The following is a 19,718-nucleotide window of genomic DNA, read 5'->3' on the forward strand; positions in this document are numbered from 1 at the left end:
CGCGACCGGGCTTTTGTTTTACGCTTTTTTCCCGCCGTACTGGCTGAACCATGCCAGCATCCGCTGCCAGCCATCTTTAGCCGATTCCGCGTGATAGCTCGGACGATAGTCGGCATTAAAGGCGTGGCCGGCATCCGGATAAACAATGATTTCAGCTTTTGCATTGGCTGCACGGAGCGCATGGCGCATGGTCTCTACCGTATCAAGCGGGATCCCGGTGTCCTGGCCGCCATAAAGCCCTAAGACTGGGGCATTTAACTCGGTGGCGATATCAACGGGATGCTTCGGCGAGTTCAGCGTTTTCTCCCCCACCAGTTTGCCGTACCAGGCAACGGCGGCTTTAAGCTGCGGGTTATGTGCGGCATACAGCCAGCTGATACGTCCTCCCCAGCAGAAACCCGTCACCATCAGACGATGTGCGTCGCCGCCATTGCGCGCAGCCCAACTGGCCACGTGGTCCAGATCGGCCAGTACCTGTGCATCCGGCACTTTGCTGACCAGGTTGCTGAACAGCGTCGGTATATCGCTGTAGTCGTTCGGATCGCCCTGACGGAAATAGAGCTCTGGCGCAACGGCCAGATAACCTTCCAGCGCCAGACGGCGGCAAAGGTCGCGAATATGTTCGTGAACGCCGAAAATTTCCTGAACCACAATCACGATGGGCAGCGGGCCGTCGGCCGATTTTGGCCGCGCGTGGTAAGCAGGCATATTCTCCCCCTGCGAGGGGATGGAGGTCTCACCTGCCGTAATGGCCTCTTCAGGTGTTGAGACGATGGTTGATGCATGAGGGGCCGCTGCAGGTGCAAAACCGGTTTTTTCAGTCATGGCATTCTCCGTACCAATGAGTTAGCGCAAAGGTAAATATAGTCACCAGGTTAACAATTCACAGTGCCTGAAACGGTCTATCTTTTGTGCAGCACCTGACGATATAACTTGTTAATGTGATGTGAATCACTATTTCATGGAAATTTACTGCAATCATTTTCATTCATGGTGAGATGCGTCACGTAATTCTGCTTACTGCTTCTGTAAAGTACCTTTTTACTTCTTCTGACTAACCGACCCACAGAGGAGTCACCTATGTCTAAGTCTGATGTTTTTCATCTCGGCCTCACTAAAAACGATTTACAAGGGGCTACGCTGGCTATCGTCCCGGGCGATCCTGAGCGTGTGGAAAAGATCGCCGCGCTGATGGATAAGCCGGTTAAGCTTGCTGCCCATCGTGAATTCACCACCTGGCGCGCTGAGCTGGATGGCAAAGCGGTGATCGTCTGTTCTACCGGTATCGGTGGCCCGTCCACCTCAATTGCTGTTGAAGAGCTGGCGCAGCTGGGCATTCGTACTTTCCTACGCATCGGGACTACCGGTGCCATTCAGCCGCATATCAACGTTGGCGACGTGCTGGTGACAACCGCTTCCGTGCGTCTGGACGGCGCGAGTCTGCACTTTGCCCCTATGGAATTCCCGGCGGTGGCGGATTTCGAATGCACCACCGCACTGGTTGAAGCCGCGAAATCCGTTGGCGCAACCACCCACGTAGGCGTGACCGCCTCTTCTGATACCTTCTACCCAGGCCAGGAGCGTTATGACACCTTCTCCGGCCGCGTGGTAAGCCGTTTCAAAGGTTCTATGGAAGAGTGGCAGTCTATGGGCGTAATGAACTACGAAATGGAATCTGCAACCTTGCTGACCATGTGCGCAAGCCAGGGTCTGCGTGCCGGTATGGTGGCGGGCGTTATTGTCAACCGTACCCAGCAGGAGATCCCGAACGCGGAAACCATGAAGCAGACCGAAAGTCATGCTGTGAAAATCGTGGTTGAAGCAGCGCGTCGCCTGATCTAATCCCTTCTTATACGAAAAAAGGCCGACCCGTTCGGCCTTTTTTTTGCGTAGCGCCTCGCAGGAAAACCCTTTCAAACTGGACGTTTATACAGCACAATTCTATTGTGTGCAGGTAATACGTTGATGCAGGGGGCATTGTGGATATCTCAATCCTGATTTATGCAGTGATTGCGCTGGTGGGCGTGGGGGCAGGCTGGCTGATTTCCAGCTACCAGCACGCGCAACAAAAGGCCGATCAGCTGGCCGAGCGAGAAGAGATAGTCGCCGATTTAAGCGCGGCAAAACAGCAGGTTGCGCTGAGCGAACACTGGCGTGACGAATGCGAACTGCTCAACAACGAGCTGCGCAATCTTCGCGATATCAACACCTCGCTGGAGGCCGATCTCCGCGAAGTGACTACCCGCCTCGAATCCACCCAGCTGCATGCGGAAGATAAAATCCGCCAGATGATGAACAGCGAGCAACGCCTCAGCGAGCAGTTCGAGAACCTCGCGAACCGCATTTTTGAACACAGCAACCGCCGCGTAGACGAACAAAACCGCCAAAGCCTGAATAGCCTGCTAACGCCCCTGCGTGAACAGCTGGACGGCTTTCGTCGTCAGGTACAGGACAGCTTTGGCCAGGAGGCTCGCGAGCGGCACACGCTGGCGCATGAAATTCGCAATCTTCAGCAGCTGAATGCGCAAATGGCGCAGGAAGCGGTCAACCTGACCCGTGCGCTGAAGGGCGATAACAAAACCCAGGGCAACTGGGGGGAAGTGGTGCTGACCCGCGTGCTGGAGGCCTCTGGCCTGCGGGAAGGGTATGAATACGAAACGCAGGTGAGTATCGAGAACGATGCCCGCTCGCGTATGCAGCCTGATGTGATTGTGCGGCTGCCGCAGGGCAAAGATGTGGTGATAGACGCCAAAATGACGCTGGTGGCTTATGAGCGCTATTTCAATGCGGAAGATGACTACACCCGCGAGTCGGCGCTGCAGGAGCACATCGCCTCCGTGCGTAACCACATTCGTCTGCTGGGCAGAAAAGACTACCAGCAGTTACCCGGCCTGCGCTCGCTGGATTACGTCCTGATGTTTATTCCGGTTGAACCCGCGTTCTTGCTGGCGCTCGACAGACAGCCTGAACTGATTACCGAAGCCCTAAAAAATAACATTATGCTGGTGAGCCCCACCACGCTGCTGGTGGCATTGCGCACCATTGCCAACCTGTGGCGCTATGAACATCAGAGCCGCAATGCGCAGCAGATTGCCGATCGCGCCAGCAAGCTTTACGACAAAATGCGTCTTTTTGTGGATGATATGTCCTCGGTCGGGCAAAGCCTTGACCGCGCCCAGGATAACTATCGCCAGGCGATGAAAAAACTCTCTTCCGGGCGTGGCAACTTACTGGCGCAGGCCGAAGCGTTTCGTTCCCTGGGTGTGGAGGTGAAGCGCGAGATTAATCCGGAATTAGTTGAGCAGGCCACCGCCCAGGATGAAGAGTTTCGCCTGCGCGAAGGCGCTGGCGAACAAAAGACAAACAGTGAAGACAATACGTTAGCGACAGATTTAACGTCAGACGAGCGTCCGGCACGTTTCTTTCGCGAAGGTTGAAACGTAGGGCAAACGCGCCCAATCTGTTACACTTCACGAACATTTTACTGATAAGCAGGCTCTGAGATGGTTGACGATTCACAAGACACGACGCATTTTGGCTTTCAGACTGTCGCCAAAGCGCAGAAAGCTGATATGGTGGCCCACGTATTTCATTCCGTGGCGGCGAAGTACGATGTGATGAATGACTTGATGTCGTTCGGCATTCATCGCTTGTGGAAGCGCTTCACCATCGACTGTAGCGGTGTGCGTCGTGGACAAACGGTACTGGATTTAGCCGGCGGTACAGGCGATTTGACAGCAAAATTCTCCCGTCTGGTGGGCGAAACCGGTCGCGTTGTTCTGGCAGATATTAACGACTCAATGCTCAAAATGGGACGTGAGAAGCTGCGTAACATCGGCGTGGTAGGTAATGTCGAGTATGTGCAGGCGAACGCCGAAGCGCTGCCTTTCCCGGATAATACCTTTGACTGCATCACTATCTCCTTCGGCCTGCGTAACGTCACCGATAAAGAAAAAGCGCTGCGCTCCATGTACCGCGTGCTAAAGCCGGGTGGACGCCTGCTGGTGCTCGAATTCTCCAAACCGATTCTTGAGCCGTTAAGCAAAGCTTACGACGCATACTCATTCCATGTGCTACCGCGCATTGGTGAGCTGGTGGCAAACGACGCGGAAAGCTATCGGTACCTGGCGGAATCTATCCGTATGCACCCGGATCAGGACACTTTAAAGGCCATGATGCAGGATGCGGAATTCGAGAACGTTGAGTATTTCAACATGACGGCAGGTGTCGTCGCGCTGCATCGCGGTTATAAGTTCTGAGTGGAGGTTTCCCGTGCCCTTTAAACCCTTAGTCACCGCAGGTATCGAGAATGTCCTGAATGCCTTTCTTTACCGCGCACCGGCGCTAAAAGCCGCACGTCAGCGGCTTAACGGCAAGGTGCTGCGTGTTGTTCTGAAAGAGTTCTCGACGCCGCTTGTGCTGGTTTTCAGTGAACGCCAGCTTGACGTTCTGGGTGAGTGGGAAGGTGAAGCCGACTGCTCCGTGATTACGCACATGAGTGTGCTGCCAAAATTACGTGACCGTCAGCAGCTTACGGCGCTTATCCGCAGCGGTGAGCTGGAAGTGGAAGGCGACATTCAGGTCGTACAGAATTTCGTTGCGCTCAGCGATCTGGCCGAGTTTGACCCGGCAGAGCTGCTTGCGCCTTTCATTGGCGACATTGCTGCCGAAGGGATCGGTAAAGCCATTCATGGCGGTACGGCTTTCCTTCGCAAGAGTCTGCAACGGCAGCAACGCTATGCGGCGGAAGTGCTGACTGAAGAGTGGCGTATGGCCCCTGGCGCGCTTGAAGTTGCATGGTTTGCGGAAGAGACCGCGGCGGTTGAACGCGCGGTGGATGCCTTAACCAAACGGCTGGAAAAACTGGAGGGCAAATGACGCCTGGTGAAATTCGGCGCCTCTATTTTATCGTCCACACCTTTTTGAGTTACGGGCTCGACGAGCTTATCCCCAAAATGCGTATCACGCTGCTGCTTCGTATCTGGCGGCGGATGTTGTTCTGGATGCCTAATCGTCATAAAGATCAGCCGCTGGGTGAACGTCTTCGCCTGGCGCTCCAGGAGCTGGGCCCGGTATGGATTAAGTTCGGGCAAATGCTCTCGACTCGCCGCGATCTTTTCCCGCCGCAGATTGCCGATGAACTGGCACTGCTGCAGGACCGCGTTGCACCGTTTGACGGTGTGAGAGCGAAAAAACAGATCGAAGAGGCGATGGGCAATATTCCTGTCGAGACCTGGTTTGACGATTTCGAAATAGAACCTCTTGCTTCAGCCTCTATTGCCCAGGTGCATACAGCACGTCTGAAAGAGAACGGCAAAGAGGTGGTTATCAAAGTGATCCGCCCGGACATCCTGCCGGTAATCCGAGCGGACATGAAGCTTATCTATCGGCTTGCACGCTGGGTTCCGCGCCTGCTCCCCGACGGACGCCGTCTGCGCCCAATGGAAGTTGTGCGGGAGTATGAAAAAACGCTGATTGATGAATTAAACCTGCTGCGTGAATCGGCAAATGCCATCCAGCTGCGCCGGAACTTTGAAAACAGCCCGATGCTCTATGTGCCGGAAGTGTATTCGGACTACTGCAGCCAGAACATGATGGTAATGGAGCGGATTTACGGTATTCCGGTCTCGGATGTGGCAGCCCTGGAAAAGCAGGGAACCAACATGAAGCTGCTGGCCGAGCGTGGCGTACAGGTCTTCTTTACCCAGGTATTCCGCGACAGCTTTTTCCACGCGGACATGCACCCGGGGAATATCTTCGTCAGTTATGAGCACCCGGAAGACCCGAAATATATCGGTATTGACTGCGGTATTGTGGGCTCGCTGAACAAAGAAGATAAGCGCTATCTCGCTGAGAACTTCATCGCCTTCTTTAACCGTGATTACCGCAAGGTGGCCGAGCTGCACGTTGATTCTGGCTGGGTTCCGCCGGACACCAACGTCGAAGAGTTTGAGTTTGCTATCCGTACCGTCTGCGAGCCGATTTTTGAAAAGCCGCTGGCAGAAATTTCCTTCGGACACGTATTGCTGAACCTGTTTAACACGGCACGCCGCTTCAACATGGAAGTGCAGCCACAGTTAGTTTTACTTCAGAAAACATTACTTTACGTTGAAGGTGTAGGTCGACAGCTCTATCCTCAGTTAGACTTATGGAAGACTGCGAAACCTTTCCTTGAATCCTGGATTAAGGATCAGGTGGGCATTCCGGCGCTGGTGCGCTCTATTAAAGAGAAAGGCCCGTTCTGGATAGAAAAAATGCCTGATATTCCGGAACTGATTTACGACAGTTTGCGTCAGAGCAAGAACCTTCAGCACAGCATGGATAAAATCGCCCGCGAGCTTCAGTCCAGCCGTGTTCGACAGGGGCAGTCGCGCTATCTCTTTGGCATTGGAGCAACGCTGCTGCTGAGTGGTACGCTGTTGCTGATTACTCGCCCTGACTGGCAGATGATGCCCGCCTGGCTGATGGCTGGCGGTGTTGTGGCCTGGCTCGCCGGCTGGAGAAAAACGCGCTGATTTTGCATCGCTATCGACGGGTCGCCTACGTATAATGCGACCTGACTCATTAATCATCTATCCCTGAGGTACATGTATGGGTGGTATCAGTATCTGGCAATTGTTGATCATTGCCGTCATCGTCGTGCTGCTGTTTGGCACGAAAAAGCTCGGTTCTATCGGCTCCGATCTGGGCGCGTCTATCAAAGGCTTCAAGAAAGCGATGAGCGATGATGAGAGCAAGCAGGATAAAACCAGCCAGGATGCTGACTTTACTGCTAAATCCATCTCCGACAAGCAGGAAGAGGCGAAAAAAGAAGACGCTAAACGCCACGATAAAGAGCAGGTGTAATTCGTGTTCGACATTGGTTTTAGTGAGCTGCTGCTGGTCTTTGTGATTGGCCTGATAGTGTTAGGACCCCAGCGTCTGCCGGTGGCGGTGAAAACCGTTGTGGGCTGGGTACGCGCGCTGAGATCGCTGGCTTCGACCGTACAAAATGAGCTGGCGCAGGAACTTAAGCTGCAGGAGTTTCAGGAAAGCCTGAAAAAGGTGGAAAAGGCGAGCATGGATAACCTGACGCCTGAACTGAAAGCCTCAATGGATGAACTGCGTGAAGCGGCAGAATCCATGAAGCGCTCCTACAGCGTCAACGATCCTGAAAAGGCGAGCGATGAAGCCAACACCATCCACAACCCGGTGGTGAAGGACAGCGAAGCGCAGCGCGAGGGCGTTACGCCTGCCAGCGCGGAGCATCAGGCTACCGCGCCTGAACAAACGCCGCAGGAATCTGAACCGAAAAAACAGGCGCAGCCGGAAGCACCGATGGTAAAAGCGGCTGACGTTAAGCCTGCCGCGCCTGTTTCCGAATCATCCCCCTCGTCGAGTGATAAAGCGTAAACATGGCAGTAGATGATACCCAACCGCTGATTACGCACCTCATAGAGCTGCGTAAGCGCCTGTTAAACTGCATTATCGCGGTTTTCCTCATTTTCTTATGCCTGGTCTATTTCGCCAATGATATCTACCAGGTTGTCTCTGCGCCGCTGATCAAGCAGATGCCGCTGGGGGCAACGATGATCGCAACCGACGTTGCATCACCGTTCTTTACCCCTATTAAGCTCACCTTCTGGGTATCGCTGATTGCCTCTGCGCCGGTCATTCTTTATCAGGTGTGGGCGTTTGTGGCGCCAGCGCTGTACAAGCATGAACGCAAGCTGGTGATCCCGCTGCTGGTATCCAGCTCGCTGCTGTTCTATATCGGCATGGCGTTCGCCTACTTTGTTGTCTTCCCGCTGGCCTTTGGCTTCCTGACGCATACCGCGCCGGAAGGGGTTCAGGTGTCGACGGATATCGCCAGCTACCTCAGCTTTGTGATGGCGCTGTTTATGGCGTTCGGTGTGGCATTCGAAGTGCCGGTAGCCATTGTGCTGCTTTGCTGGGTAGGAGTGACGACCCCTGATGACCTGCGTAAGAAGCGCCCGTATATCCTGGTCGGCGCGTTTGTGGTTGGCATGCTGCTCACACCACCTGACGTCTTCTCACAAACGCTGCTGGCAATACCGATGTATTGTCTGTTTGAAGTCGGCGTATTCTTCTCGCGTTTCTACGTGGGAAAAGGGCGTCGGTCGGATGACGAAGACGATACGTCGGAAAAGACCACTGAAGAGTAAAACCAGCCGCCCGTCAGGGCGGTTGTGCTATGGGGAATCGCATGTTTGATATCGGACTCAACCTGACCAGCTCGCAGTTTGCGAAAGACTGCGATGAAGTCGTCGCGCGTGCTTTTGCCGCCGGGGTGAAAGGGCTGCTCCTGACGGGAACCAACCTGCATGAAAGCGAGCAGGCGCAACAGCTTGCTCAACGCTATGATCGCTGCTGGTCAACCGCTGGTGTGCATCCTCATGACAGCAGCCAGTGGACGCCGCAGAGCGCTGAAATCATACACAGGCTGGCGAAAACCCCTGAAGTCGTGGCCATTGGCGAATGTGGTCTCGATTTCAACCGTAACTTTTCCACACCAGCCGAACAGGAAAACGCCTTCACCGCCCAGCTCGCCCTGGCGGCGGAGCTTGGAATGCCTGTGTTTATGCACTGCCGTGACGCGCATGAGCGCTTCCTCGCCTTACTGGAACCCTGGATCGATAAACTGCCCGGTGCGGTACTGCACTGCTTTACCGGTTCACGGCAGGAGGCGCTGGATTGTCTGGAACGCGGGTTATATCTGGGCATTACCGGCTGGGTTTGCGATGAACGTCGCGGGCTTGAGCTTCGCGAGCTGTTGCCGGTGATCCCGGCGGACCGCTTGCTTGTTGAAACCGACGCACCTTATCTGCTGCCGCGAGATATGCAACCCAAACCGGCTTCTCGACGTAACGAACCGGCCTATCTGGGGCATATTCTTGAGAGCGTAGCGCGCTGGCGCGGAGAAGACCCGCACTGGCTGTGCGCACAGACGGATGACAACGTGCGTCGCCTGTTCGGGATAGACGTTTAAACTTTGCGGAAGTCGGTGTTTTTCACGCTCTGCAATACCTGCTTATTCAGCAGGTTGAGCAGCAGCATGGAACGTGCTTCACCGTCAGGCTCGGCGAAAATCGCCTGTAAGCCCTCGAAAGCCCCTTCAGTGATGACGACGCTGTCGCCTGCGTAGGGTGTTTCCGGATCGGTGATGCCTTCAGGTTGCTGGTACACCGAAAGCTGATGAATCACCGTTGACGGGACCGTGGCCGGGTGAGCGCCAAAACGCACAAAGTGGCTGACACCGCGTGTGGCGCTGATGGTCGTGGTGTGAATCACTTCCGGGTCGAACTCAACGAACAGATAGTTCGGGAATAATGGCTCACTGACGGTCGTGCGCTTCCCGCGCTGCATTTTTTCAAGCGTGATCACGGGTGTCAGGCAATTTACAGACTGACGTTCAAGATGTTCCTGCGCGCGCTGAAGTTGCCCGCGTTTGCAATACAGTAAATACCAGGCCTGCATAATCACTCTTTCCCTTAGTTCGGGGCGCAAGCATATCAAAACCCTGGCGGGATCGCTAAGTTGATTATAATGGGGGAAAAGGGAACAGAATGCATAAGTTCACGCTAATTTAACAAAATTACAGCATCAAGCAGGCTTACGCCGTATAATGAAGCGCTTACAGAGAGGCCATGACTAACTGCATGAAATACCACGATCTCCGCGACTTCCTGACGCTGCTGGAAAAGCAGGGCGAACTCAAACGCATTACACTTCCTGTTGATCCTTATCTGGAAATGACAGAAATTGCTGACCGCACCCTGCGTGCCGGTGGCCCCGCTTTATTGTTTGAAAACCCAAAAGGGTATTCGATGCCGGTGCTGTGCAATCTGTTTGGCACACCGCGCCGTGTGGCGTTGGGGATGGGACAGGAGGACGTCACGGCGCTGCGCGAAGTGGGTAAACTGCTGGCGTTTCTGAAAGAGCCAGAGCCACCGAAAGGTTTCCGCGATCTGTTCGATAAACTGCCGCAGTTTAAGCAGGTGCTAAACATGCCAACCAAACGTCTGCGCGGCGCACCGTGTCAGCAGAAAGTGCTGGAAGGCGATGCGGTGGATCTGACAAAAATTCCTGTCATGCAATGCTGGCCTGAAGATGCTGCGCCGCTTATTACCTGGGGGCTCACCGTCACACGTGGCCCGCACAAAGAGCGACAAAATCTGGGTATTTACCGCCAGCAGCTGATTGGCAAGAATAAGCTCATCATGCGCTGGTTGTCACATCGTGGCGGCGCCCTGGATTTCCAGGAGTGGTGTGCTGAACACCCGGGCGAGCGTTTCCCGGTTTCCGTTGCGTTAGGCGCCGATCCGGCCACGATTCTGGGGGCGGTAACGCCAGTGCCGGATACGCTGTCCGAATATGCCTTTGCAGGCCTGCTGCGCGGAACCAAAACCGAAGTCGTGAAGTGTATTTCTAATGACCTTGAAGTTCCTGCCAGCGCGGAGATCGTTCTGGAAGGTTACCTTGAGCAGGGCGAAATGGCACCGGAAGGGCCATACGGTGACCACACCGGCTATTACAACGAAGTTGATAACTTCCCGGTGTTTACCGTCACGCACATCACCCAGCGTGAAGATGCGATTTACCACTCCACCTATACCGGACGTCCACCGGATGAACCGGCGGTACTGGGAGTGGCACTGAACGAAGTGTTTGTGCCGATCCTGCAAAAGCAGTTCCCGGAAATTGTTGATTTTTACCTGCCGCCGGAAGGGTGTTCGTATCGCCTGGCGGTGGTGACGATGAAGAAGCAATATCCTGGTCACGCTAAACGCGTGATGATGGGCGTATGGTCTTTCCTGCGCCAGTTTATGTATACCAAATTTGTTATTGTCTGCGATGATGATGTTAACGCCCGCGACTGGAATGACGTTATCTGGGCCATTACTACGCGAATGGATCCGGCGCGCGATACGGTGTTAGTCGAAAACACGCCGATAGATTATCTGGATTTTGCCTCGCCGGTCTCCGGCCTTGGCTCAAAAATGGGACTGGATGCCACAAACAAATGGCCCGGCGAAACCGAGCGTGAATGGGGTCGACCGATCAAAAAAGATCCTGCCGTGACCGCGCGCATTGACGCGATCTGGGATGAACTGGCCATAATGAATAACGGTAAACCTGAAACAGGCCGTTAAGCCCTATAGACTTCACGACAGAGAGAGCGAATGACAACCTTAAGCTGTAAAGTGACCTCGGTAGATGCTATCACCGACACCGTATATCGCGTCCGTTTAGTACCTGAAGCGGCATTCTCTTTCCGCGCCGGTCAGTACTTGATGGTCGTGATGGATGAGCGTGATAAGCGTCCCTTCTCTATGGCTTCTACGCCAGCAGAGCAGGAATTTATTGAGCTTCATATTGGTGCGTCTGAGCTTAACCTGTATGCGATGGCCGTCATGGACCGCATTCTGAAAGAACGTGAAATCGTGGTGGATATTCCTCACGGTGATGCCTGGCTGCGTGAAGATGAAGACCGTCCGCTGATCCTGATTGCGGGGGGAACAGGTTTCTCTTACGTGCGCTCTATCCTGCTGACGGCCCTGGCGCGTAACCCGGATCGCGATATCACCATCTACTGGGGCGGCCGCGAAGAGAAACATCTCTACGACCTGTCTGAACTGGAAGCATTAAGCGTCAATCATCCACACCTGCGCATTGAGCCGGTGGTGGAGCAGCCTGAAGAGGGCTGGCGTGGGCGCAGCGGTACGGTGCTGACGGCGGTGCTGCAGGATCACGGCACGCTGGCGGGACATGATATCTATATTGCTGGCCGTTTTGAGATGGCGAAAATTGCCCGTGACCTGTTCTGCAACGAACGTGACGCGCGTGAAGACCGTCTCTTCGGCGATGCGTTCGCGTTCATTTAAATAAAAAACCCGCCCCTGACAGGCGGGAAGAACGGCAACTAAACTTTATCTCTTCGCCACTGGCGCCATAACTGCGTTGGCTGCGCGTGCTCATCCGAATCACTTACTTCCGTAAGCGCATCGGGCTCCGCTCGCGTGCCGCCGTGTTCTGGCGACACTGGCTGTAAGAACCCCTCGAAGATTTACACTCGCTCAAATACCGTCGCGATACCCTGACCCAGCCCGATACACATCGTCGCCAGACCAAACTGAGCGTCTTTGCGTTCCATCAGGTTAATCAGCGTGGTGCTGATGCGTGCCCCGGAACAACCCAGCGGGTGACCGAGGGCGATCGCGCCGCCATTGAGGTTAATCTTGTCGTCTATCTGATCCATCAGGCCCAGATCTTTGATGCACGGCAGGATCTGCGCGGCAAAGGCTTCGTTCATCTCAAACAGATCGATATCACTGGTGGTTAAGCCTGCTTTTTTCAGCGCCAGCTTCGAGGCCGGCACCGGACCGTAACCCATAATGGACGGATCGCAACCCACCACCGCCATCGAACGCACCCGGGCACGAGGCGTCAGGCCTAACTCGCGGGCTCGGCTTTCACTCATCACCAGCATCGCGGCGGCCCCGTCAGATAGGGCCGATGAGGTGCCTGCTGTTACCGTACCGGTGACCGGGTCAAACGCCGGGCGCAGCGTAGAAAGGGTTTCTACAGTGGTTTCCGGGCGAATCACTTCATCGTAGCTGAACTGCTTCAAAACGCCGTCAGCATCGTGACCACCGGTTGGGATGATCTCATGCTTAAATGCGCCGGACTGCGTTGCGGCCCAGGCGCGTGCGTGGGAGCGCGCGGCAAAGGTATCCTGCATTTCGCGGCTGATGCCGTGGAGGCGGGAAAGCATCTCAGCGGTCAGGCCCATCATTCCCGCCGCTTTCGCCACGTTACGGCTCATACCCGGGTGGAAATCAACCCCGTGGCTCATCGGCACGTGGCCCATGTGCTCCACGCCGCCGACCAGACAGGCCTGCGCATCACCGGTCATGATCATGCGTGCCGCGTCGTGCAGCGCCTGCATTGACGAACCACACAGACGGTTAACGGTCACCGCCGGAACTGAATGCGGGATCTCCGCCAGCAGCGAAGCGTTACGGGCGATGTTAAAGCCCTGTTCGAGGGTTTGCTGTACACAGCCCCAGTAAATATCGTCGAGCGCAGCGGGATCCAGTGCCGGGTTACGCGCCAGCAGGCTACGCATCAGGTGTGCGGAGAGGTCTTCCGCGCGCACATTACGGAATGCACCGCCTTTTGAACGGCCCATCGGGGTGCGAATCGCATCAACAATGACAACCTTTTCCATTGTGACTCCTTAAGCCGTTTTCAGCTCGCCAACCGGACGGGCTGGCTCAACTGCTGGGTAATAGGGTTCGTTATGGCGCGCTTTGTTACGCAGACCTTCCGGCACGTCATACAGCGGGCCGAGGTGCTGGTACTGCTGAGCCATATCGAGATAACGGGCGCTGCCGAGCGTATCCAGCCAGCGGAACGCGCCGCCGTGGAACGGAGGGAAGCCGAGGCCGTACACCAGTGCCATATCCGCTTCTGCCGGGCTGGCGATAATGCCTTCTTCCAGGCAACGCACCACTTCGTTGATCATTGGAATCATCATTCGGGCGATGATTTCATCGTCGGTGAAGTCACGTTTCGGCTGGCTGACGTCGGCCAGCAGGCCATCCACCGCCGCGTCTTCTTCTTTCTTCGGTTTGCCTTTGCTGTCTTCTTTATAACGCCAGAAGCCCAGGCCGTTTTTCTGACCAAAGCGGCTGGCGTCAAACAGGGCGTCAATCGCGTCGCGATAATCTTTCTGCATGCGCTGCGGGAAGCCTGCCGCCATCACCGCCTGGGCGTGGTGTGCGGTGTCAATGCCGACCACATCCAGTAGATACGCCGGACCCATCGGCCAGCCGAACTGTTTTTCCATCACTTTGTCGACTTTGCGGAAATCCGCACCGTCGCGCAGGAGCTGGCTGAAACCGGCAAAGTACGGGAACAGCACGCGGTTGACGAAGAAGCCCGGACAGTCGTTGACCACGATTGGGGTTTTGCCCATTTTGCTGGCCCATGCCACGACTTTGGCGATCGTTTCGTCAGAGGTTTTTTCCCCACGGATCACTTCGACAAGCGGCATACGGTGCACCGGGTTAAAGAAGTGCATACCGCAGAAGTTTTCCGGGCGCTTCAGAACGCCTGCCAGTTCGCTAATCGGGATGGTGGAGGTGTTTGAGGCCAGTACGGTATCAGGACGAACCTTCTCTTCGGTTTCCGCCAGCACCGCTTTTTTGACTTTCGGGTTCTCAACGACCGCTTCAACGACCACATCCACACGGTCGAAACCGCTATAGTCCAGGGTCGGGTGGATTGTCGAGATCACCCCTGAGAGTTTCAGACCGTCAATTTTGCCGCGTTCCAGCTGTTTATTCAGCAGCTTGGCCGCTTCGGTCATGCCCAGCGTCAGGGATTTCTCGCTGATGTCTTTCATCACCACAGGCACGCCTTTCCAGGCCGACTGATAAGCGATGCCGCCGCCCATAATGCCTGCACCGAGTACCGCCGCCTGTTTTGGCGTCTCAACATTTTTGGTCAGCTGTTTCGCCTTACCTTTCACGAATTGATCGTTCAGGAAGATGCCCACCAGTGCGCGAGCTTCATTAGTGTGCGCCAGCGGAACAAAGCTTTGGTTTTCCAGTTTCAGCGCTTCATCACGGCCAAAGCGGGCCGCGGCTTCAATCGTTTTAACGGCGGTAATGGGCGCGGGGTAGTGTTTGCCTGCCGTCTGCATCACCATCCCTTTGGCGATGGTGAAGCTCATGGCGGCTTCAATTTTGCTGAGTTTCAACGGTTCCAGCTTCGGCTGACGTTTGGCTTTCCAGTCGAGGTCACCATTAATGGCCTGGTGCAGAATGGCGAGGGAGCCTTCAATCAGTTTTTCTGGTTTAACCACACCGTCCACCAGGCCTATTTTCTGCGCCTGTTCCGCCCCGACATCTTTACCGGCGGCGATGATCTCCAGGGCGCTATCGGCACCCAGCATGCGTGGCATACGTACGGAACCGCCAAAGCCTGGCATGATGCCCAGCTTTGTTTCCGGCAGGCCGATGCGCAGGTCTGGCGTGGCCAGACGATAGTCGGTTGCCAGCACGCACTCGCAGCCGCCGCCCAGCGCGTAGCCGTTAACGGCGGAGACTGTCGGAACAGGCAGATCTTCCAGACGATTAAAGACGCTGTTGGCAAAGTGCAGCCACTGGCTCAGCTGTTCTTCCGGGACCTGGAACAGTGAAAGGAATTCGGTGATATCTGCACCGACAATAAAAGCCGCTTTGTTTGAGCGCAGCAGCAGCCCTTTTAATTCAGATTGTTTTTCAAGCACATCCAGCGCCTGGCCAAGACTGGCCACCGTCGCGGTATCAAGCTTGTTGACTGAGCCGGGGGCATCGAACACCAGTTCGGCAATGCCATCTTCCAGCCAGTTGAGGTACAGGGTGTCGCCTTTGTAGAGCATGTCAGTCTCCTGAATCCAGCAAGTGGATCTGGTCATACCAGATGAGACGGAGTGTGGGATTTATGTTAATAAAATGCAAATTTCTCATTAAGAAATTGCTGCATTGATCACGGTCGGTGGAAATCACGCAGTCGGAGTCAGGTGTGCTAAGATGCGATGACTTGAGCTCAGAAAAATGAAAGGAAGAAAGATGGACTCACTGGCTTCGCTTTATAAAAATCATATCGTTACCCTACAGGAACGTACCCGTGATGTACTGGCGCGCTTTAAGCTGGATGCGCTGTTAATCCACTCCGGAGAGCTGATTAACACCTTCCTGGATGACCATGCGTATCCGTTTAAGGTCAACCCGCAGTTCAAAGCCTGGGTGCCGGTCACGCAGGTCCCAAATTGCTGGTTGCTGGTGGACGGGGTGAACAAGCCGAAACTGTGGTTCTATTTGCCTGTCGATTACTGGCACAACGTTGAGCCGCTGCCGACCAGCTTCTGGACGGAAGAAGTGGACGTTATCGCTTTACCAAAAGCCGATGGCATTGGCAGCCTCCTGCCAGCCGGGCGCGGCAACATTGCTTATATTGGCCCGGTTCCTGAGCGTGCGCTCGGTCTGGATATTCCGGCGGATAAACTCAATCCGAAAGGGGTTCTGGATTATCTGCACTACTATCGCGCTTATAAGACCGACTACGAACTTTACTGCATGCGTGAAGCGCAAAAAACGGCGGTAAACGGTCACCGTGCTGCGCATGAAGCGTTCCAGTCTGGCATGAGCGAGTTCGATATTAACCAGGCGTATCTGACCGCCACCGGCCACCGTGACACTGATGTCCCTTACAGCAACATCGTCGCGCTGAATGAGCATGCGTCCGTTCTGCACTACACCAGGCTCGATCACCAGGTGCCATCCGAGATGCGCAGCTTCCTGTTGGACGCTGGGGCAGAGTACAACGGCTATGCGGCCGACCTGACCCGCACCTGGGCGGCAAATGCGGATACCGATTTTGCACAACTGATTAAAGACGTTAACGATGAGCAACTGGCGCTTATTGGCACCATGAAAGCGGGAACCAGCTATGTGGATTACCACATCCAGTTCCATCAGCGCATCGCTAAACTGCTGCGTAAGCACCAGATCGTGAAAGACATGAGCGAAGAGGCGATGGTGGAAAACGATCTGACCGGACCGTTCATGCCGCACGGTATTGGTCACCCGCTGGGTCTGCAGGTTCATGATGTTGCCGGTTTTATGCAGGACGATACCGGTACGCACCTGGCCGCGCCGTCTAAATATCCTTACCTGCGCTGCACGCGTATTCTTGAGCCGCGTATGGTGCTGACCATCGAGCCGGGTATCTACTTTATCGAATCGCTGTTAGCGCCATGGCGTGAAGGCCCGTTCAGCAAGCACTTCAACTGGGACAAAATTGAAGCGCTGAAACCGTTTGGCGGTATTCGTATCGAAGACAACGTGGTGATCCACGAAAACGGTATTGAGAATATGACGCGAGACCTGAAGCTGGCCTGATGGATAGCTGGCTGATACCGGCTGAACCGGTCACCTTTGTTGAGGAAATTAAGAAGAGTCGATTCATTACGCTGCTGGCACATACCGACGGCGTTGAGGCGGCAAAAGCGTTTGTTGAGTCCGTTCGCGCGCAGCACCCTGACGCACGTCACCATTGCGTGGCATGGGTGGCAGGGCCGCCGAACGATTCACAACAGCTGGGGTTTTCCGATGACGGTGAACCGGCAGGCACAGCCGGTAAACCCATGCTCTCCCAGTTGATGGGCAGCGGCGTGGGTGAAATCACCGCCGTGGTCGTTCGCTACTACGGCGGTATTTTATTAGGCACGGGTGGACTGGTTAAAGCGTATGGCGGTGGGGTTCAGCAGGCACTGAATATGCTGATTACCACCCGCAAAACGCCGCTCACCGAATATACTTTACTGTGCGATTACGGTCAGTTATCCGGCATTGAGGCATTGCTAAAGCAGTTTAACGGCGTCATCGCGCATAGTGACTATCAGGCAATGGTGCAACTGCGCGTGGCGCTTCCGCAGGCGGAACTGGCTGCTTTTTCAGCAAAGCTGGCGGATTTTAGTCGCGGTTCGTTGCAATTGCTGCCGATTGAAGAATAATCCCCACCTCACTTTTTTGAATACCAAAGGAAGCGGCAGAGATGCATTTTCGTGCCATTACCCGAATCGTTGGACTGCTGGTCATACTTTTTTCCGGGACGATGATTCTCCCAGGACTGGTAGCGCTTATCTACCGGGACGGCGCGGGGCGGGCATTTACCCAGACCTTCTTTGTCGCGCTGGCGATTGGCTCTCTGCTGTGGTGGCCAAACCGTCGTCAAAAGGGTGAGCTGAAATCTCGCGAAGGGTTTCTGATTGTTGTTCTGTTCTGGACAGTGCTGGGAAGCGTGGGTGCGCTACCCTTTATCTTCTCTGAACAGCCTAATCTGACCGTCACGGATGCGTTTTTTGAATCGTTCTCGGGTTTAACGACGACCGGGGCGACCACGCTAGTCGGGCTGGATTCCTTACCGCACGCCATTCTCTTTTATCGCCAGATGCTGCAATGGTTCGGGGGGATGGGGATCATCGTCCTGGCAGTGGCCATCCTGCCTATTCTCGGCGTCGGGGGGATGCAGCTCTACCGTGCGGAAATGCCGGGCCCACTGAAAGATAACAAGATGCGCCCGCGCATAGCCGAGACGGCGAAAACCCTGTGGCTTATCTATGTCTTACTGACGGTCGCCTGTGCGTTAGCATTATGGTTTGCCGGGATGCCTGCATTCGACGCTATCGGGCACAGCTTTGCGACGATCGCCATCGGCGGGTTCTCGACCCACGATGCCAGCGTGGGTTACTTCGACAGCCCCACCATTAACACGATCATTGCCATCTTCCTGCTGATTTCCGGCTGTAACTACGGTCTGCACTTCTCCTTACTCAGCGGGCGTAGCCTGAAGGTGTACTGGCGTGACCCGGAGTTTCGTATGTTCATTGGTGTCCAGCTTACGCTGGTCATCATCTGTACCGTGGTGTTGTGGTTCCACGATGTCTATAACTCCGCGTTGACCACGTTAAATCAGGCGTTCTTCCAGGTGGTGTCGATGGCAACCACCGCCGGTTTTACAACGGACAGTATTGCGCGCTGGCCGCTGTTCCTGCCGGTACTGCTGCTGTGTTCTGCGTTCATCGGGGGGTGTGCGGGGTCGACGGGCGGTGGCCTGAAGGTGATCCGTATTCTGCTGTTGTTTAAGCAGGGGAACCGTGAACTTAAACGTCTGGTCCACCCGAACGCGGTTTACAGCATCAAACTGGGTAACCGTGCCCTGCCGGAACGTATTCTTGAAGCGGTGTGGGGGTTCTTCTCGGCCTATGCGCTGGTCTTCATCGTCAGTATGCTGGCGATTATCGCGACGGGGGTGGATGATTTCTCTGCCTTTGCTTCCGTCGTAGCAACGTTGAATAACCTCGGGCCTGGCCTGGGGGTTGTGGCGGATAACTTTGCCAGTATGAACCCGGTCGCGAAATGGATCCTCATCGCCAACATGCTGTTTGGTCGTCTGGAGGTCTTTACGCTGCTGGTGCTGTTCACCCCAACATTCTGGCGCGAGTAAGGAGTCGTCGGTGAAAACACTTATTCTTTTCTCTACGCGGGATGGGCAAACGCGTGAGATTGCCTCATATCTGGCTTCAGAATTAAAAGAGCTGGGGATTTACTCTGATGTGGTGAACCTGAACCGCACGGAGCAGATAGCCTGGCAGGATTACGACCGTGTGGTTATTGGCGCGTCTATTCGTTACGGGCATTTCCATCCGGCGCTGGATCGTTTTGTGAAAAAGCATACGGCAGTGCTCAATAAACTGCCCGGGGCTTTTTACTCGGTCAATCTGGTGGCGCGTAAACCTGAGAAACGTACGCCGCAGACCAACAGCTATACGCGCAAGTTTCTGTTGAGCTCTCCGTGGCAGCCGGACATCAGCGCCGTCTTTGCCGGCGCGCTGCGTTATCCGCGCTATCGCTGGTATGACCGCTTTATGATTCGCCTCATTATGAAGATGACCGGCGGCGAAACCGATACGCGCAAAGAGGTGGTTTATACCGACTGGTCGCAGGTCGCCAGTTTTGCGCGGGAGATCGCACATTTATCAGGCGATTCGCGGCTTAAATAGGCGTGAAGTTTGAAAAGTGAGCGAACGAAAAGTTTTTTGTATTTTGTGCTTGTCACTTCAGAATAACTCCCTATAATGCGCCTCCACTGACACGGAACAACGG

19 protein-coding genes are annotated in these 19,718 nt (G+C 55.0%); 15 read left to right on the forward strand and 4 right to left on the reverse strand.

Translation table 11 applies throughout. From position 1 onward, the window contains the following. Nucleotides 1-18: 18 nt before the first annotated feature. Nucleotides 19-825 (reverse strand): dienelactone hydrolase family protein, encoded by an 807-nt coding sequence (locus AAIR21_RS21290; protein WP_014172118.1) that lies wholly within the window; start codon nt 823-825, stop codon nt 19-21. A gap of 255 nt (nt 826-1,080) precedes the next feature. Here AAIR21_RS21290 and udp point away from each other — a divergent pair, with 255 nt between their 5' ends. The 9 genes from udp to tatD all read left to right on the forward strand — a co-directional run bounded on the left by udp (nt 1,081) and on the right by tatD (nt 8,989). Then, the gene (gene udp, locus AAIR21_RS21295; RefSeq protein WP_003860792.1) at nt 1,081-1,842 is read left to right on the forward strand and encodes a uridine phosphorylase; all 762 of its coding nucleotides are present in this window, start codon (nt 1,081-1,083) and stop codon (nt 1,840-1,842) included. A gap of 137 nt (nt 1,843-1,979) precedes the next feature. Then, a complete protein-coding gene (gene rmuC / locus AAIR21_RS21300; protein ID WP_014172116.1) occupies nt 1,980-3,437 on the forward strand; it encodes a DNA recombination protein RmuC in 1,458 nt (485 codons plus the stop codon). Nucleotides 3,438-3,503: 66 nt separating this feature from the next. Beyond that, the gene (gene ubiE, locus AAIR21_RS21305; RefSeq protein ID WP_014172115.1) at nt 3,504-4,259 is read left to right on the forward strand and encodes a bifunctional demethylmenaquinone methyltransferase/2-methoxy-6-polyprenyl-1,4-benzoquinol methylase UbiE; all 756 of its coding nucleotides are present in this window, start codon (nt 3,504-3,506) and stop codon (nt 4,257-4,259) included. Between the two features lie 13 nt (nt 4,260-4,272). Continuing rightward, nucleotides 4,273-4,878: a ubiquinone biosynthesis protein UbiJ gene (gene ubiJ / locus AAIR21_RS21310; RefSeq protein WP_032680095.1), complete on the forward strand. Its 606-nt coding sequence runs from the start codon at nt 4,273-4,275 to the stop codon at nt 4,876-4,878. Further along, nucleotides 4,875-6,515, forward strand: coding sequence for a ubiquinone biosynthesis regulatory protein kinase UbiB (ubiB, locus tag AAIR21_RS21315; protein WP_183516928.1), 1,641 nt, complete (start codon nt 4,875-4,877; stop codon nt 6,513-6,515). Before ubiJ ends, ubiB begins: the two co-directional genes overlap by 4 nt. Nucleotides 6,516-6,591: 76 nt before the next feature. Further along, nucleotides 6,592-6,846, forward strand: coding sequence for a Sec-independent protein translocase subunit TatA (tatA, locus tag AAIR21_RS21320; RefSeq protein ID WP_020882874.1), 255 nt, complete (start codon nt 6,592-6,594; stop codon nt 6,844-6,846). 3 nt (nt 6,847-6,849) lie between these two features. Continuing rightward, nucleotides 6,850-7,392 carry a Sec-independent protein translocase protein TatB gene (tatB, locus tag AAIR21_RS21325; protein WP_014172111.1) on the forward strand — a complete coding sequence of 181 codons (543 nt, stop codon included), beginning with the start codon at nt 6,850-6,852 and terminating at the stop codon, nt 7,390-7,392. A gap of 2 nt (nt 7,393-7,394) precedes the next feature. After that, nucleotides 7,395-8,165 (forward strand): Sec-independent protein translocase subunit TatC, encoded by a 771-nt coding sequence (gene tatC / locus AAIR21_RS21330; RefSeq protein ID WP_014172110.1) that lies wholly within the window; start codon nt 7,395-7,397, stop codon nt 8,163-8,165. 41 nt (nt 8,166-8,206) lie between these two features. Then, nucleotides 8,207-8,989: a 3'-5' ssDNA/RNA exonuclease TatD gene (gene tatD / locus AAIR21_RS21335; RefSeq protein WP_183516929.1), complete on the forward strand. Its 783-nt coding sequence runs from the start codon at nt 8,207-8,209 to the stop codon at nt 8,987-8,989. On the opposite strand, the gene rfaH is transcribed toward tatD, so the two are convergent. Continuing rightward, nucleotides 8,986-9,477 (reverse strand): transcription/translation regulatory transformer protein RfaH, encoded by a 492-nt coding sequence (gene rfaH / locus AAIR21_RS21340; RefSeq protein WP_020882871.1) that lies wholly within the window; start codon nt 9,475-9,477, stop codon nt 8,986-8,988. The genes tatD and rfaH overlap by 4 nt on opposite strands. 170 nt (nt 9,478-9,647) lie before the next feature. Here rfaH and ubiD point away from each other — a divergent pair, with 170 nt between their 5' ends. Further along, nucleotides 9,648-11,153 carry a 4-hydroxy-3-polyprenylbenzoate decarboxylase gene (gene ubiD, locus AAIR21_RS21345; RefSeq protein ID WP_014172107.1) on the forward strand — a complete coding sequence of 502 codons (1,506 nt, stop codon included), beginning with the start codon at nt 9,648-9,650 and terminating at the stop codon, nt 11,151-11,153. A 30-nt stretch (nt 11,154-11,183) separates the two neighbouring features. After that, nucleotides 11,184-11,885: an NAD(P)H-flavin reductase gene (gene fre, locus AAIR21_RS21350; protein ID WP_014172106.1), complete on the forward strand. Its 702-nt coding sequence runs from the start codon at nt 11,184-11,186 to the stop codon at nt 11,883-11,885. Between the two features lie 182 nt (nt 11,886-12,067). Here fre and fadA read toward each other — a convergent pair whose 3' ends face one another. Together fadA and fadB are read right to left on the reverse strand one after the other, a co-directional pair. Further along, nucleotides 12,068-13,231: an acetyl-CoA C-acyltransferase FadA gene (gene fadA / locus AAIR21_RS21355; RefSeq protein WP_014172105.1), complete on the reverse strand. Its 1,164-nt coding sequence runs from the start codon at nt 13,229-13,231 to the stop codon at nt 12,068-12,070. Between the two features lie 9 nt (nt 13,232-13,240). After that, the gene (gene fadB / locus AAIR21_RS21360) at nt 13,241-15,430 is read right to left on the reverse strand and encodes a fatty acid oxidation complex subunit alpha FadB (protein ID WP_032680099.1); all 2,190 of its coding nucleotides are present in this window, start codon (nt 15,428-15,430) and stop codon (nt 13,241-13,243) included. A 190-nt stretch (nt 15,431-15,620) separates the two neighbouring features. On the opposite strand from fadB, the gene pepQ reads away from it, so the two are divergent. Genes pepQ through hemG form a run of 4 tightly spaced genes read left to right on the forward strand, consistent with a single transcriptional unit; the run spans nt 15,621 to nt 19,615 of the window. Next, on the forward strand, nt 15,621-16,952 hold the full coding sequence (gene pepQ, locus AAIR21_RS21365; RefSeq protein WP_020882869.1) for a Xaa-Pro dipeptidase: 1,332 nt from the start codon (nt 15,621-15,623) through the stop codon (nt 16,950-16,952). Further along, entirely contained in the window at nt 16,952-17,566 is a 615-nt protein-coding gene (locus tag AAIR21_RS21370; protein ID WP_020882868.1) for an IMPACT family protein, read from the forward strand. The genes pepQ and AAIR21_RS21370 overlap by 1 nt, the downstream gene beginning before the upstream one ends. Before the next feature lie 41 nt (nt 17,567-17,607). Then, the gene (gene trkH, locus AAIR21_RS21375; RefSeq protein ID WP_025202793.1) at nt 17,608-19,059 is read left to right on the forward strand and encodes a Trk system potassium transporter TrkH; all 1,452 of its coding nucleotides are present in this window, start codon (nt 17,608-17,610) and stop codon (nt 19,057-19,059) included. Nucleotides 19,060-19,069: 10 nt separating this feature from the next. After that, nucleotides 19,070-19,615 carry a menaquinone-dependent protoporphyrinogen IX dehydrogenase gene (hemG, locus tag AAIR21_RS21380; RefSeq protein WP_020882866.1) on the forward strand — a complete coding sequence of 182 codons (546 nt, stop codon included), beginning with the start codon at nt 19,070-19,072 and terminating at the stop codon, nt 19,613-19,615. Nucleotides 19,616-19,718: the final 103 nt, after the last annotated feature.

Origin of the sequence: Enterobacter sp. PTB (assembly GCF_051130085.1) — a bacterium.
GTDB classification, from domain to species: Bacteria; Pseudomonadota; Gammaproteobacteria; order Enterobacterales; family Enterobacteriaceae; genus Enterobacter; species Enterobacter ludwigii.